Source organism: Alloalcanivorax balearicus MACL04, assembly GCF_025532145.1.
Classification (GTDB): Bacteria; Pseudomonadota; Gammaproteobacteria; order Pseudomonadales; family Alcanivoracaceae; genus Alloalcanivorax; species Alloalcanivorax balearicus.
The window spans coordinates 56500-72063 of record NZ_ARXS01000004.1; the positions used below are offsets into that span (position 1 = coordinate 56500).

10 protein-coding genes are annotated in these 15564 nt (G+C 62.4%); 9 read left to right on the forward strand and 1 reads right to left on the reverse strand.

What is annotated here, in order from left to right:
- Position 1: 1 nt before the first annotated feature.
- Positions 2–2527, reverse strand: a complete 2526-nt coding sequence (locus MA04_RS04835; protein WP_262459631.1) for a penicillin-binding protein 1A — start codon at positions 2525–2527, stop codon at positions 2–4.
- Positions 2528–2861: 334 nt separating this feature from the next.
- On the opposite strand from MA04_RS04835, the gene MA04_RS04840 reads away from it, so the two are divergent.
- The 9 genes from MA04_RS04840 to gltB all read left to right on the forward strand — a co-directional run bounded on the left by MA04_RS04840 (position 2862) and on the right by gltB (position 15555).
- On the forward strand, positions 2862–3929 hold the full coding sequence (locus MA04_RS04840; protein WP_262459632.1) for a pilus assembly protein PilM: 1068 nt from the start codon (positions 2862–2864) through the stop codon (positions 3927–3929).
- Entirely contained in the window at positions 3926–4510 is a 585-nt protein-coding gene (locus MA04_RS04845) for a PilN domain-containing protein (protein WP_163121857.1), read from the forward strand. The genes MA04_RS04840 and MA04_RS04845 overlap by 4 nt, the downstream gene beginning before the upstream one ends.
- Positions 4497–5183 carry a type IV pilus inner membrane component PilO gene (gene pilO / locus MA04_RS04850; RefSeq protein WP_262459634.1) on the forward strand — a complete coding sequence of 229 codons (687 nt, stop codon included), beginning with the start codon at positions 4497–4499 and terminating at the stop codon, positions 5181–5183. Before MA04_RS04845 ends, pilO begins: the two co-directional genes overlap by 14 nt.
- An 18-nt stretch (positions 5184–5201) precedes the next feature.
- Positions 5202–5735: a pilus assembly protein PilP gene (locus MA04_RS04855; RefSeq protein WP_014996283.1), complete on the forward strand. Its 534-nt coding sequence runs from the start codon at positions 5202–5204 to the stop codon at positions 5733–5735.
- Positions 5736–5755: 20 nt separating this feature from the next.
- Positions 5756–7906: a type IV pilus secretin PilQ gene (pilQ, locus tag MA04_RS04860; RefSeq protein ID WP_262459636.1), complete on the forward strand. Its 2151-nt coding sequence runs from the start codon at positions 5756–5758 to the stop codon at positions 7904–7906.
- Positions 7903–8439, forward strand: coding sequence for a shikimate kinase AroK (aroK, locus tag MA04_RS04865; protein ID WP_316252578.1), 537 nt, complete (start codon positions 7903–7905; stop codon positions 8437–8439). Before pilQ ends, aroK begins: the two co-directional genes overlap by 4 nt.
- Before the next feature lie 50 nt (positions 8440–8489).
- Positions 8490–9572: a 3-dehydroquinate synthase gene (aroB, locus tag MA04_RS04870; protein ID WP_026948239.1), complete on the forward strand. Its 1083-nt coding sequence runs from the start codon at positions 8490–8492 to the stop codon at positions 9570–9572.
- Positions 9559–10911, forward strand: a complete 1353-nt coding sequence (locus MA04_RS04875; RefSeq protein ID WP_262459639.1) for an SPOR domain-containing protein — start codon at positions 9559–9561, stop codon at positions 10909–10911. Before aroB ends, MA04_RS04875 begins: the two co-directional genes overlap by 14 nt.
- Before the next feature lie 180 nt (positions 10912–11091).
- The gene (gene gltB / locus MA04_RS04880; RefSeq protein WP_262459641.1) at positions 11092–15555 is read left to right on the forward strand and encodes a glutamate synthase large subunit; all 4464 of its coding nucleotides are present in this window, start codon (positions 11092–11094) and stop codon (positions 15553–15555) included.
- Positions 15556–15564: the final 9 nt, after the last annotated feature.

Consider the following 15564-nt stretch of genomic DNA (forward strand, 5'->3'; position numbering starts at 1 on the left):
ATCAGAAAATCTGTTCCGGACTGCCGCCACTGCCGTCGTTATAGGGGCTTTCCTGTTCCGGTACGTCATCCTCGCGGAAATACTCGAAGATGGCATTGCTGTTGCCGGACCGCGCGACCAGGCCGCTCTTCGGATCAATACGGACCGAGACAATACCCGGCGGCTGGCGCAGGGAGGTTTCCGGGACGCCATCCAGAGCCTTGCCCATGTAGCTGGTCCAGATCGGCGGGGCGGCACGGCCGCCGTATTCGCCCCAGCCAAGGGATGTCGGCGTGTCCAGTCCCACCCACACGGTGGTCACCAGGCTCGGTGCATAGCCGGAGAACCAGGCGTCCACATGGTTGTTGGTGGTGCCGGTCTTGCCGGCCAGATCCTTGCGGCCAAGGGAGCTTGCCTGGCGGCCGGTACCGCGCTTGATCACGTCCTGCAGCATGGAGTTCATTAACCAGGCGACCTCCGGATCCAGGGTGCGGGGCGCCAGCACCGGCGGCGGTTGCAATGTTTCCGGGGGCTGATCATCGCGGTTGTTGTTGCCGAGACTGACTTCCTCGCGCTCCAGCAGCGTGGGCAGTTGTTCGCGTTGTTCCCAGGCCGCTTCCTCGGTGGCGATTCGGGCCCGCTCATCGGCGCAGGGCAGATCACACCGCAGCACTTCCGGTGCTCGCCACAGCACATGGCCGTCGCGGTCTTCGATGCGATCTATATACCAGGGGGCCACCCGGTAGCCGCCGTTGGCGAACATGGCGTAGGCGGTGGCCAGTTCCAGTGGTGTCAGCGACCCGCTGCCCAGGGCCAGGGACAGATCTCTCTGGAAGCGATCATAGGGCAGGCCAAACTCTTTCAGAGTCTCCATGGTCTGTTCGATGCCCACCTGGCGGAGAATGCGGATCGACACCAGGTTGAGGGAGCGGTACAGCGCTTCACGCATGCGGGTGGGGCCATAGAAGCGGCCGCTGGAGCCTTTCGGCCGCCAGGCCTTGCCCAGCTCGGCACTGTCATAGACCACGGGGGCGTCATTGATGATGGTGGCTGGGGTGAAGCCGTTTTCCAGTGCCGCGGTGTAGACGAATGGCTTGAACACCGAGCCGGCCTGCCGCTGGCCCTGCATCGCCCGGTTGAAATTGGAGGCGGAGAAGCTGTAGCCCCCCTGCAGTGCCTGCAGAGCGCCGGTTTCCGGATCCAGTGACACCAGCGCCGATTGCGCCTGGGGCAGTTGCGCCAGCCGCCAGTGGGCGCCGTTTTTGTCATCCACCGGGCGCAGGTAGACGACATTGCCGACTTTGAGGACATCGGCGACCTGCTTCGGTTTTTCTCCGACATAGCCCTTGCGCAATGCCGGGCGGGCCCAACTGATATCCTTCCAGGCCACCACGGCCTGTTTGCCGTCGCCCAACAGTACCGCGGCGGCGTCTTCCCGTATCTCGGTGACGATGGCCGTGCGCAGCGGACCATACGCGGGCTGATCCTTGAAGGTGTCGAGCCAGGCGACCACATCGTTGCTCAGGCTTTCCTGATCTTGCTCCTCCGCGCGGGCCAGCTCCGGCTGCGGCGCCTCATCCTCGGGGGCGGCTTCCGCGTCGTCGCCCTGGGGCCAGGCCAACTCCGGCAGGGAGCCGGCATCCACCTCGGCCAGCGGCCCACGATAGCCGTGGCGTTCATCGTATTCGTGCAGGCCTTCACGCAGGGCGCGTACCGCCGCTTCCTGACGTTTGCTGTCGACCGTGGTGATCACCCGCAAACCCTGGGTGTAGAGGTCGCCGGGGATGATATCGGCCACCGCCAGGCGCGCCATCTCCGCCACATAGGCGCCTTCCACTTCCGGTCGTGAGGTGTGATAGCGAGCGGTCACCGGCGCCTGCCGGGCTTGTTCCATTTGCTCTTCGGTAATGGCGCCGGTTTCGTGCATGCGGCCAAGAATCCAATTGCGGCGCTGTACCGCCCGCTCGGGGTTGGTGATCGGGTTGTAGGCGGAAGGCGCCTTCGGCAGGCCGGCGATCATCGCCAGCTGTGGCAGGGTCAGTTCGCCGATGTCCTTGCCGTAATAAACCTTGGCCGCGGCCTGGGCGCCGTAGGAGCGGTGGCCCAGATAGATCTTGTTGAGGTACAGCTCGAGGATCTGTTCCTTGGTCAGGATGTGCTCGATCTGCATGGCCAGCACAATCTCGTTGAACTTGCGCAGGAAGCGCTGTTCCCGGTCGAGAAAGAAATTGCGCGCCACCTGCATGGTGATGGTGGAACCGCCGGAGCGGATCTCGCGATAGCGGATCAACTCCACTGCGGCCCGGGCCAGCCCTTTCACGTCCACTCCGGCGTGGCGAAAGAAGCGCTCGTCTTCCGCCGCCAGTACCGCCTGGACGAACAGTGGCGGCAGATGGTCGAAGGTGACCGGCTCGCGGCGCTTCTCGCCGTACTCGGCCATGAGTTTCTCGTCGCTGCTGTAGATACGCAGCGGCGTCTGGTATTCGACCTCGCGAATGCCAATGGCATCAGGCAGTTGCGGCGCCAGGTACAGATAGGAGCCGGCCATGACCAGGACGGCGCCACAGACGGCGGCAAAGGCGAGGAGGAGGAGAGGGCGGATCCAACGGACGGCAGATTGCATATAGTGGCAATTGATGTGGATTCAGAATAAAGGCTTAGAGTATGTTCTCGGCGGTCCGGGCCAAGTCACCTGGGACGGTTTATGCACGGGAACAGCATCCAGCCGTGAAGCACGTCATTATACGGCGTAAAGGTTGTTGTGATCTAATAACCTTTCTGCTACTACTAATTTCTCATGTTGTACAGCATAAGAACTACGTAAGTATATCTTTTTCTGGGTAAAAAAGTACTTCCAATCTACTCTCTTGGGGCGAAAGACTGTGCTGCCTTTTCTAAGAAAAAAGGCCCAATCCATGCTGGGGGTCGATATCAGTTCCACCGCCGTGAAGCTGCTGGAGCTATCCAGGTCCGGGGGGCGCTTCAAGGTCGAGAGCTACGCCGTCGAGCCGCTCACGGCCAATACCGTGGTGGAGAAAAACATCACCGATGTGGAAGGGGTGGGGGACGTGATCGCCCGGGTGGTCGCCCGGGCTCGCCCCGGGGTCAAGGCCGCCGCCGTGGCGGTGCCGGGCTCCGCTACCATCACCAAAGTGATCGAAATGGACGCCTCGCTCAGCGAGGACGATATGGAAACGCAATTGCGGGTGGAGGCGGATCAGTACATTCCGTTCCCACTGGACGAAGTGCGCATGGATTTTCAGGTACTCGGAGCCACCGAGGATACGCCCGACCGGGTGGAGGTTCTGGTGGTGGCATCGCGCACGGAAAATGTGGAGATGCGCGCCGATGCTCTGGAAATCGGTAACCTTCAGGCCAAGGTGGTGGATGTGGAGGCCTACGCCATGGAGCGGGCCTTTCAACTGGTGTCGCCCTCCTTGCCCAACGCCGATGAACTGGAAACGGTGGCAGTGTTCGATATCGGCGCCACCATGACCACCCTGAATGTGTTTCATCAGGGCCGCAATGTCTATACCCGCGAGCAACTGTTCGGCGGCAAGCAGCTCACCGAGGAAATTCAGCGCCGTTACGGCATCTCCATGGAGGAGGCCGGGCTGGCGAAGAAAACCGGTGAATTGCCGGAGGACTATGAGAGCGAGGTGTTGCAGCCGTTCAAGGACGCCATCGTCCAGCAGATCAACCGGTCGCTGCAGTTCTTCTATGGATCCACCCAGTTCAATCAGGTGGATTACATCCTGCTGGCCGGTGGTTCGGCTTCCATCGCCGGATTGCCGGCGCTGATCCAGGACAAGGTGGGTGCCGGGTGTTCCCTGGCCGATCCTTTCGCCGGCATGAGCAAGGCCGGCAAGGTCAACGTCCGGGCCCTGGCCAACGACGCCCCGGCGATGATGATTGCCTGCGGCCTGGCGCTGAGGAGCTTTGAACTATGAGCACCAGCATTAACCTGCTTCCCTGGCGGGAGGCGCGCCGCAAACAGCGCCAGCAGGAATTCGTCGCCTTGCTGATTTTCGCCGCGTTGCTGGCCGGCCTGCTGTTCTGGATGTGGAAAGGGATGATGGAGGATCGCATTGCCGATCAGCAGACCCGCAACAGCCATATCCAGACCGAGATCGCCAAGCTCGATGAGCAGATCAAGGAAATCAAGGAACTGGAAACACGTCGCGCGGAACTGGTGGCGCGGATGAAGGTGATCCAGGAGTTGCAGGGCAACCGGCCCACCATCGTCTACGTTTTCGATCAACTGGTCCGCACCTTGCCGGACGGCGTCTACTACAGCTCGGTGGAGCGCACCGGCAACGTTTTCACCATCAAAGGCGTGGCCGAATCCAACAACCGGGTATCGCGGCTGATGCGGAATCTGGACGGCTCCGACTGGTTCGTCGAGCCCAACCTGATCAACGTCACCGCCCTGGAAGGCAGCCAGCAGGCCAACCAGTTCACCCTGACCGTGAAGCAAGGGCGCCCGGACCGTGAAGGGGATGAGGGGGAGAGTAACGATGAAAGCCTCTAACCTGAAGAATCTCGACGTTCGTGAGCTGATCGACGAGATCAACAGTCTGGATTTCGAGAACATCGGGGGCTGGCCGCTGCCGATCAAGATCGGCGCCGCCGTGCTGGTGTTCGCCGCCGTGCTGCTGTTGGGGTATCTGCTGTCGATAAAGGATCTGAAAGCCCAGCACGAGCGCCTGGAGCGGGAGGAGCAGAGTCTGCTCACCAGCTTCGAGAAGAAGGCGTTCAGCGCCCACAACCTGGAGCAGTACCGGCAGCAGCTGGTGGAGCTGGAAGAGAACTTCGATACCTTGAAAAACCAGCTGCCGCGTGACACCGAGGTGCCCGGTTTGCTGGAGGACATCACCCACACCGGCTTGAGCAGCGGTCTCGAGTTCGAGGTGATCGAGCTCAAGGATGAAGTGCAGAAGGAGTTCTACGCGGAATTGCCCATCGATATCCGGGTGACCGGGGATTACCACGGATTCGGGGCGTTCGTCTCCGGCGTGTCGGCGCTGCCGCGGATCGTCACCTTGCACGACTTCAAGGTGGAGCCGGGCAGCAAGGAGGAGAGCGGCGGCTTGCTGAATCTGGCGATCACCGCCAAGACCTATCGCTACGCCGCGAGCGACGGCGACGATGACGGGGGCAAGAAGGTGGCCGGTAAAAAGACAAGCAGGAACGGCCGTTCCTAACGCGTAAGGGGGGGAATCATGAAAGCGCGTAATTTAGCCGCCGCACCGTGTCTGCTGGCGGCGCTATTGTCTCTCGGGGGCTGTACCGCCGGCGCCGATCTCGGCCAGTTGGATGCCCGTCTCGAGGAAATCAAAGCCCGGCCACGCGGACGCATCGAGCCGCCGCCGGAGTTCAAACCCATCGCCACCTTTACCTACGGCGCCCACAAGCTGCGGCCGCCCTTTTCGCCACCGGTGGAGCAGGAACTGGTGAAGGTGCCGGAAGGCCGCAAGGTTGAGCCGGATATGAGCCGGCCACGGGAATACCTGGAGCGTTTCAGTCTGGACGCGCTGCGCATGGTCGGCACCATCACCAAACCCGGGAAGGCACTGGAGGCATTGATGGAGGATCCCGCCGGGGCCGTGACCCGGATCCGGGTCGGCAGTTACTTGGGGAAAAATTTCGGCCGGGTGGTGGCCGTTCGCGATAACGAAGTGTCGTTGGTGGAAATCGTGCCTGACGGCCACGACGGCTGGGTGGAGCGGTCCCGCGCCGTTTCCATCGCCGAATAATGTTGCTGGGGAAGCCTGTTATGAAGATCTGCAATGCAATAAAAAACCGATTCGCTCCCCGGCGCTGGGGAATCCGGGTGCTGGCGGTGCTGGCTTGCTGCACCGCCTCACTGGCGTCGGCGGCCACCATTACCGCCCTTGACGCCAACATGCTGCCGGGGGATGGCATGGAAGTGAGAGTACGCTTTGATGGCGCCGCGCCGGAGGTGAAGGGCTACAGTATCGAACGTCCGGCCCGCATCGCTCTCGACCTGGTGGGCGCGGACAGTGCGCTGAAAACCCGTCAGCACAATCTCGGCACCGGCAATGCCCGCAGTGTCACCGTGGTGGAGGCCAAAAACCGCACCCGGCTGATCTTCAATCTGGATCAGCTGACCGGCTACAGCACCGAAGTGGATGGACAGGAACTGGTGGTGGTGCTCGGCCGCGACCGCGCGCCGGCCAGTGATCCGGCCAGGGCGGATCAGGAAGCCGCCGCCGCGCCGCTGCAGGGCGCGCAGGAGAGCATTCGCAACATCGATTTCCGCCGCGGCAGTGACGGCGAAGGGCGGGTTGTGGTGACGCTGTCCAAACCGTCCATTCCGGTGGATGTGAAGGAAGAAGGCGGCCGTATCCAGGCGCGTTTCGTCGGCGCCGGGGTTGGCAATGAGCTGGTGCGTCGTCTCGACGTCACCGATTTCGCCACGCCGGTACAGTTTGTGGAAACCCGCACCGATGACGGCAGCACGGTGATCACCATCGAGCCCACCGGCACCTGGGAATATCTGGCCTATCAGGCGGACAACGAGTTCAGCATCAATATCAAGCCGCTCACCCGCGGCGAAGCGGAACGCAAGAAGCGTGAGTCCTTCAAGTACACCGGGGAGAAGCTGTCACTGAACTTCCAGGACATCGAGGTGCGTTCGGTGCTGCAGCTGATCGCTGATTTCACCGAATTGAACCTGGTGGCGTCCGACACGGTGGCCGGCAAGATCACCCTGCGGCTGCAGAGCGTACCCTGGGATCAGGCTCTGGATCTGATTCTCAAGACCAAGGGTCTGGATAAGCGCAAGGTGGGCAATGTGCTGCTGGTGGCGCCAGCGGACGAGATCGCCGCGCGCGAACAGTTGGAACTGGAAAGCCAGAAGAAGATCGCCTCACTGGCGCCGCTGCGCACGGAATTCATCAGCATCAACTACGCCCGCGCGGAGGAACTGAAGACACTGATTACCGGCGAAAGCGGCGCCACCGCGCTGATCAGCGAGCGCGGTTCGGTGTCCGTGGACCAGCGCACCAATACCCTGATCATCCAGGACACCGTGGCCAAGCTGCAGGAGATCCGTGATCTGATCCAGCAACTGGACATTCCGGTCCAGCAGGTGCTGATCGAGGCCCGGGTGGTGGTGGCCACCACCGATCTGTCCGATGAGTTCGGGGTGCGTTGGGGCGGTCTGGGTTACGACGGTAATTCTCTCGCCAATGATGGCCGCTCCATGGCGATTTCCGGCCGGCTCACCTCCTTGCGGGAGCTGCATTACGCCAACGTCGACCGTGATGACGACGGCTCCCTGGGGGAAATGGAGGAGTTCGACGAGGACACCAACAACGACATGATCGTCGACATGGGGGTGGATTCCTCCGATGCCACCCGCTTCGCCATCGGCTTCACCTCGCTGAGCTCCGGCCTGATCGAGCTGGAACTGTCGGCGCTGGAATCCGAGGGCCGGGGAGAACTGGTGGCCACGCCCAAGGTGCTCACCGCCGATCAGCAACCGGCGGTGATCGCCTCCGGTCAGCAGATTCCGTTCAACGTGGCCACCTCCTCCGGCGCCACCGCGGTGGAGTTCATCGAAGCGGAGCTGCGCCTGGAAGTGACGCCGCAGGTGACCCCGGAAGGAGACGTGATCATGCAGCTCAAGGTCAACAACGATGCCCTGGGCTCGGATCTGGACAACCCCACCATCAGTACCAACCGGGTTGAGACCACGGTGTTGGTGAATGACGGCGAAACCGTGGTTTTGGGCGGCATTTTCCAGCAGGAACAGATAAACTCCCTGATCAAAACCCCCTTCCTGGGTGATATTCCCTGGCTGGGAGCCCTGTTCCGCAAGAAAGTGAAGCGTGACAGCAAGCAGGAATTGCTGATATTCATTACGCCACGCTTGGTGAAAGAGACAATGGCCCGTCGGTGAACGATAGAGAAAATACTCCCTCTCTTTTTTTGGTGGGCCCCATGGGGGCAGGTAAAAGCACCCTGGGGCGCCACCTCGCACAGTTATTGGATCGCCCTTTCTATGACTCGGACCGCGTCATCGAGGAGAAGACCGGTGCCGATATTCCGTGGATCTTCGATGTGGAAGGCGAGGACGGTTTTCGCCGCCGCGAAAGCGAGGTCATCGACGAGCTGAGCGCGCTGCCCGGCATCGTGCTGGCCACCGGAGGCGGTGCGGTGATGGCTGAAGAGAACCGTCGCCACCTGCATGACCGCGGCTGCGTGGTCTATCTATGGACGCCGGTGGAAGTGCAACTGGCCCGTACCCGTAACGACCGCAACCGTCCGCTGTTGCAGACCGGCAATCCCAAGGCCCGTCTCGCCAGGCTGTTCGAGCAGCGCGACCCGCTCTACCGGGAAGTGGCGCACCACGTGGTTTCCACCGCTTCCAGCAACCTGAAAAAGGTGTCCGATCAGATCCTCGGTTGTCTGGCCGATTTCCCCGTCCGATAATGCTTGAACGCCGGACGGCTCCGGCGCTCCCTTCCCTGTCCGGAGACACTATGCAGACGCTTGACGTGGCACTGGCCGAACGCAGTTACCCGATCCACATCGGCCCCGATCTGTTGTCCACTTCGTTGATCCGCGAGCGCATCCGTGGCAATCAGGTCATGGTGGTGACCAACGAAACCATCGCGCCCCGGTATCTTGAGCGGGTCACCGCGTCTCTCGGCGATCTGCAATGCGACACCGTGATCCTGCCGGATGGTGAGCAGTACAAGACCCTGGCGACCCTGGAGCGTATCTTTGACGCGCTGATGGAGAAGCGGCACTCGCGCACCACCACCCTGGTTGCCCTGGGCGGTGGCGTGGTCGGGGACATGGTGGGCTTCGCCGCCGCCTGTTTCCAGCGCGGCGTGGATTTCATTCAGGTGCCGACCACACTGCTGGCTCAGGTGGATTCCTCGGTGGGCGGAAAGACCGCGGTGAATCACCCCCGTGGCAAGAACATGATCGGCGCCTTTCATCAGCCCCGTTCGGTGATTATCGATATTCGTGTGCTGGATACCTTGCCGGAGCGGGAATTCGCCGCCGGCATGGCGGAAGTGATCAAGTACGGTCTGATTCGGGATCCGCGATTCTTCGACTGGCTGGAACAGCACCGTTCCGATCTGCAGCGGCGTGATGATGCCGCCCTTACCGAGGCGATCCTGCGCAGTTGCCGCAACAAGGCGGAGGTGGTGGCCGCCGATGAAACCGAACAGGGCAACCGCGCCCTGCTCAATCTGGGGCATACTTTCGGCCATGCCATGGAAACCTTTACCGGTTATCGCCAGTGGCTGCACGGTGAGGCGGTGGCCGCGGGCATGGTGATGGCGGCCCGCATGTCCCGGGAGCTGGGCTGGCTCAGCAATGACGATGTGGCCCGGGTGGCCGACAGTCTGTCGCCCTGGGGGCTGCCGGTAACGGCCCCCGAGGGGATGACGACGGCGGATTTCTCCGATTTGATGGCCCTGGACAAGAAAGTCCGTAATGGACGCCTGCGCCTGGTATTGCTGAAACGAATCGGCGAGGCTCTGGTCACAGGGGAATACGACCCCAATGCACTGACGCGAACGCTTGAGGCCTTTTGTGATAAGGGATGACGAGTACTTTTACGAAGGCGCGGAACGGGGCGATCTGCTCGACGCGCTGAACGGCTACGCTCACGAAGGCAGCACCGTGGTGCTGGAAGGCGAGCATGGCAGTGGGGTATCCACCCTGTTGGGCATGGTGTGCATGGCCCTGGTGGATGATTTCGAGGTGATCCGCCTGGACGGCGACGATGAGCTGGACGCCAACGCGCCGGTGGAGGCCATGCTGACCCACTTCGGAGTGGATCGCGAAGGACTGGCGGACGCTCTCAAGCAAGCGTTGGCGGACACCCGGCTGGTGATCGTGGTGGACAACGCCGACCGCGCCGATGAGGCGGCCCTGGCGACCATGGCCGCGTTGAAGGAAAAGCTCGGTGGTCGTCTGGCCTATTTGTTCGGCGGCTACCCCGGTGCCGCGGAGCGGGTCGCCAATGCGGGCCTGGCGGTGGCGGACACTCTTGGCCTGCCGCCGCTGGATGAAGCCGAGGTAGTGGCGTTCGCCGATGAAGTCTATGGCGTTACCCTGAGTGATGACGAGGCGGAAAGCCTGCTGGCGGAAAGCGAAGGGCAGCCCGGCCCCCTGTTGGCGTTGCTGGATGAGCGCGGCGACGCGGCTCCGGCGCCGCTCGCCGACGGCACTAATACTGCTCGGCGGCCATTGCCCTGGCGTCACGTGCTGGCGGTCGGTGCGCTGGTGCTGGTGGTCCTGGTGCTGTGGCTGGCCAGCGGCGGTGATGAAGAACCGCAGCCATCGCAATCCGTGGCCCTGGACCTGCCCAAGCCGCCGGCCACGCCGGAGGAGCCGGCCGGGGAGACGGCGCCGGCGTCCAGTGAGTCGCCGTCGTTGCCGGCGATTCGTGATCCCGAGCGTACCCGGGAAGCTCTGGCGTCCTATGCGGATAACGCCCGAACATTCAAAAGCAAGGAAGAACCACCGAGCGAGCCGCGCCAGAACCAGGCGATGCCGCGGACCGCGGATCCAGTCAGCGAACCGGACGCCGGCGCCGCGCCAGCCACTGCTTCCAAGCCCGATCCCAAGCCGCGCCCGGCGGCCAGCAATGACGGCTATCACCATGATGGCTGGCTGGCGTCCCGTCCGGACAGCGAGTGGTTCCTGCAAGTGACCGCCACCGGTCGCGAAGACGGAGCCCACAGTGTACTTGACGTGTTGGACCGCAAGGGCGCCTACTACCCTGCCCGCAGGGGTGAGGAGACGGTATATGTGGTGTTGGCCGGCCCTTACGCCAGCCGCGACGCGGCGGTGCAGGCCCGTGACGGCCTGCCCGAGCAACTGCGTAAAGCGGGACCTTTCCCGCGCAGCATGGCATCGATACGAAAAGAACTGCAATGACATAATCCGCCGGAGCCCGTGGGCTCCGGCGCCTTCGGGGTCGGGATCGGCTCTGTGCGGTGGTGTTTGTCGGCTACCCCCTCAATGTGTAGAATGTTCATCCCTTTTTTGTCGTCGTCGTTTTTCCGGCGCCAGTTCCGCCTTCTGTAAGTCTCTGAATTTCAAGAGGAATAGGTTTTGATGCAGCAGAACTCAACGCTGGTGCAGGGGCTCTATGAGCCCGGAGAATTCCGGGACAACTGTGGCTTTGGCCTGATCGCCCAAATGGAGGGGCAGGCCAGTCATGAGCTTCTGCAAACCGCTATTGAAGCACTCACCTGCATGACTCACCGGGGCGGGATCAACGCCGATGGAAAAACCGGTGACGGATGCGGGCTGTTGCTGAAAAAACCCGATTCCTTCTTCCGGGCGCAGGCCGGGAAACAGGGCATCGAACTGCCGGACATCTACGGCGTCGGGATGGTGTTCACCCATCCGGAAGCCGATCAGGCGGCCGCCCAGAAAGCGGTGATTGACGCCGAACTGGAGGCTCAGGGCCTGAAGGTGCTGGGCTGGCGTGAGGTGCCCACCGACGCGTCCTGCCTCGGTGAGCTGGCGCTGAGCTCGCTGCCGGGCTTCCACCAGGTGCTGGTGGCCGGTGACGAGGCGTCCGAGGTGGCGCTCAACCGCCGTCTGTTCTTCGCCCGCCGTCTCGCCGAGAAGCGCATCGCGAAGGACGGTTACTTCTACGTCTGCTCGCTGTCGGCCACCACGGTGTCCTACAAGGGCCTGATGATGCCGGTGGATCTGCCGGCGTTCTTCCCGGATCTCGGTGACGAGTCCATGGAAACCGCCATCGTGGTGTTCCACCAGCGGTTCTCCACCAACACCTCACCGCAGTGGCCGCTGGCTCAGCCGTTCCGTTATCTGGCTCACAACGGCGAGATCAATACCATTCAGGGTAACCGCAACTGGGCGCTGGCCCGCGAGAACAAGTTCGAGAACGAACTGCTGCCTGATCTGGCCGAACTCAGCCCGCTGGTTAACCGTGAAGGCTCCGACTCCTCCAGCATGGACAACATGCTGGAAGTGCTGCTCTCCGGTGGCATGGACCTGTTCCGCGCCGCGCGCATGATGGTGCCACCGGCCTGGCAGAACGTGGAAACCATGGACGCGGATCTGCGCGCCTTCTACGAATACAACTCCATGCACATGGAACCCTGGGACGGCCCCGCCGGGCTGGTCATGACCGATGGCCGCTACGCCGTCTGCATGCTGGACCGCAACGGCCTGCGTCCGGCCCGCTGGGTGATCACCAAGAACGGTTTCATCACGTTGTCCTCCGAGATCGGCGTGTACAGCTATCAGCCCGAGGACGTAGTGGCCAAAGGCCGCGTCGGACCCGGCCGGATCCTGGCCGTGGATATCGAGAAAGGCGAGCTGCTGCAAACCGAGGACATCGACAACCGTCTCAAGGTGCGTCATCCCTATCGTCAGTGGCTCAAGGATCACGCGCTGCGTATTGAAGCCAGCTACGACCACGAAGTGGAGCGTACCGACGACATCGATCCGCAGGATCTGCTCAGCTACCAGAAATTCTTCCAGATCAGCTTTGAAGAGCGTGATCAGGTGATCCGTCCGCTGGCGGAAGCCGGCCAGGAAGCCACCGGCTCCATGGGCGACGACACTCCGATGGCGGTGCTGAGTCAGCGTCAGCGTCCGCTGTATGACTACTTCCGGCAACAGTTCGCCCAGGTCACCAACCCACCCATCGATCCGCTGCGCGAAGCGATCGTGATGAGCCTGGAGACCTGCGTCGGCGCCGAGCGCAATGTGTTCGAGGAAAGCTCCGACCACGCCGACCGGGCGATCCTGTCCACGCCGGTGCTGTCACACTCCAAGTTCACCAATCTGCTGAAAATCGACCGTCCCGGCTATCAGCACGAGCGTCTGAGCCTGCACTATGATCCGCAACAGGGTCTGGAGCAGGCGGTGCGCGCGCTGTGCGAGAGCGCCGAGAAAGCGGTTCGCGACGGCAAGGTGATTCTGGTGCTGAGCGACCACGGTATCGAATCGGGCAAACTGACCATCCATGCCCTGATGGCCACCGGCGCCGTGCATCACCACCTGACCAGCCGTGGTCTGCGCAGTGACGCCAACATCATCGTGGAAACCGCCACCACCCGCGATGCGCACCATTTCGCGGTGTTGTTCGGTTTCGGCGCCACCGCCGTGTACCCGTACCTGGCCTACGACGTGATCGCTGACATGGTGAGAAGCGGCGAGCTGCTTGGCGACGCGGTGGAACTGCAGAAAAACTTCCGCAAAGGCATCAACAAAGGGTTGATGAAGATCCTCTCCAAAATGGGGATCTCCACCATCACCTCCTATCGTGGCGCCCAGCTGTTCGAAGCCGTGGGTATCGCCAGCAATGTGGTGGAACTGTGCTTCCGTGGCGTGCAGAGCCGCATCGAAGGGGCCACCTTCGAGGATATCGAGAACGATCAGAAGATCGTTGCCGCCGATGCCTGGAAACAGCGTAAGCCGATTGATGCCGGCGGTGTGCTCAAGTATATCCACGGCAAGGAATACCACGCCTACAATCCGGATGTGGTGTACGCCATTCACCGTGCCGTGCAGAACAGCGATTATGAGGCGTACAAGGAGTTCGCCGAGCTGGTCAATGACCGCCCGGTGGCGACTCTGCGTGACCTGTTGAAAGTGCGTACCGACGTGACGCCGGTGGCTCTGGAAGAAGTGGAGCCGATCGAAACCATTTTGCCGCGTTTCGACTCCGCCGGTATGTCCCTGGGCGCGCTCAGCCCGGAAGCCCACGAAGCCATCGCCACCGCCATGAACCGCCTGGGCGGGCGTTCCAACTCCGGCGAGGGTGGTGAGGATCCGGCCCGTTACGGCACCGAGCGGGTGTCCAAGATCAAGCAGATCGCCTCCGGGCGGTTCGGTGTGACCCCGCATTACCTGGTCAATGCCGAAGTGCTGCAGATCAAGGTGGCCCAGGGCGCCAAGCCCGGCGAGGGCGGCCAGTTGCCCGGGGGCAAGGTCAACGCCCTGATCGCGCGGCTGCGTCACTCGGTGCCCGGCGTGACCCTGATTTCGCCGCCGCCGCACCACGATATCTACTCCATTGAGGATCTGGCCCAGCTGATCTTCGACCTCAAGCAGGTCAACCCGCAGGCTCAGGTGTCGGTGAAACTGGTCTCCGAGCCCGGCGTCGGCACGGTGGCCTCCGGCGTGGCCAAGGCCTATGCCGATCTGATCACCATCTCCGGATACGATGGCGGTACCGCGGCCAGCCCGCTGACCTCCATCCGTTACGCCGGTTCGCCCTGGGAGCTGGGGCTGGCGGAAGCGCACCAGGCACTGCGTGCCAATGACCTGCGGCAGAAGATCCGTCTGCAAACCGACGGTGGTCTGAAGACCGGCCTGGACGTGATCAAGGCGGCCATTCTCGGCGCCGAGTCGTTCGGCTTCGGCACCATGCCGATGGTGGTGCTCGGCTGTAAGTACCTGCGCATTTGTCACCTGAACAACTGCGCTACCGGCGTGGCCACCCAGCGGGACGATCTGCGCAAGGAGCATTTCATCGGTGCACCGGAAATGCTCATGAACTACTTCACCTTCGTCGCCCGCGAAGTACGTGAACTGCTGGCGGCGCTCGGCATCAAGAGCTTGCCGGAGCTGATCGGCCGCACCGATCTGCTGGAGCGCATTGAAGGCCTGACCGAGAAGCAGAAACGCCTGGACCTGATGCCGATCCTGCGCAACGACCATGTGTCGGCGGACAAGCCGACCCATTGTCAGGTGCAGCGCAACGAGCCGTTCGACAAGGGCGTACTCAATGCCAGGATGATGGAGGAAATGCGTACCGCCGTGGAAAGCAAAAGCGGTGGCTCCTTCCACTACACCATCACCAACTGTGACCGCTCCGTGGGCGCCACCGTGTCCGGTGAAATCGCCAGACACCATGGTAACCTGGGCATGGAAAGCGCGCCGATCCGGGTGCGCTTCACCGGCACCGCCGGTCAGAGCTTCGGTGTGTTTAACGCCGGCGGCCTGCACATGTACCTGGAAGGCGACGCTAACGACTACGTCGGTAAAGGCATGGCCGGTGGCAAACTGGTGATCCGCCCGCCCAAGGGCAGCCCGTTCAAGACCCAGGACACCGCCATCATCGGTAACACCTGTCTGTATGGCGCCACCGGCGGCAAGCTGTTCGCCGCCGGCACCGCCGGCGAGCGTTTCGGGGTGCGTAACTCCGGTTCCCACGCCGTGGTGGAAGGCGCCGGTGATCACTGCTGCGAGTACATGACCGGCGGTTGTGTCACCGTACTGGGCCACACCGGCCATAACTTCGGTGCCGGCATGACCGGCGGCTTCGCCTACGTGCTGGACGAAGACAATGACTTCTTCGACCGCATCAACCCGGAACTGATTGAACTGCATCGCATCAGTTCCGAGTCCACCGAATCCCATCGCGCTCATCTGCGCCATGTGATTCAGGAGTACGTGGACGAAACCGGTAGCGAGTGGGGCCGGGAGATCCTGGACAATTTCGATGCCATGAGCCGCAAGTTCTGGCTGGTGAAACCCAAGGCGGCAAGCCTGGAAGACCTGCTCAAGAGCACGCGTGCGAACCCGGCATAACGAGAGAGC

Coding starts and splice junctions, on each gene's coding strand:
- gltB (WP_262459641.1), top strand. CDS start 11,092: ATGCAGCAGAACTCAACGCTGGTGCAGGGGCTCTATGAGCCCGGAGAA.
- aroB (WP_026948239.1), top strand. CDS start 8,490: ATGCAGACGCTTGACGTGGCACTGGCCGAACGCAGTTACCCGATCCAC.
- MA04_RS04845 (WP_163121857.1), top strand. CDS start 3,926: ATGAGCACCAGCATTAACCTGCTTCCCTGGCGGGAGGCGCGCCGCAAA.
- pilQ (WP_262459636.1), top strand. CDS start 5,756: ATGAAGATCTGCAATGCAATAAAAAACCGATTCGCTCCCCGGCGCTGG.
- MA04_RS04835 (WP_262459631.1), bottom strand. CDS start 2,527: ATGGCCGGCTCCTATCTGTACCTGGCGCCGCAACTGCCTGATGCCATT.
- MA04_RS04855 (WP_014996283.1), top strand. CDS start 5,202: ATGAAAGCGCGTAATTTAGCCGCCGCACCGTGTCTGCTGGCGGCGCTA.
- pilO (WP_262459634.1), top strand. CDS start 4,497: ATGAAAGCCTCTAACCTGAAGAATCTCGACGTTCGTGAGCTGATCGAC.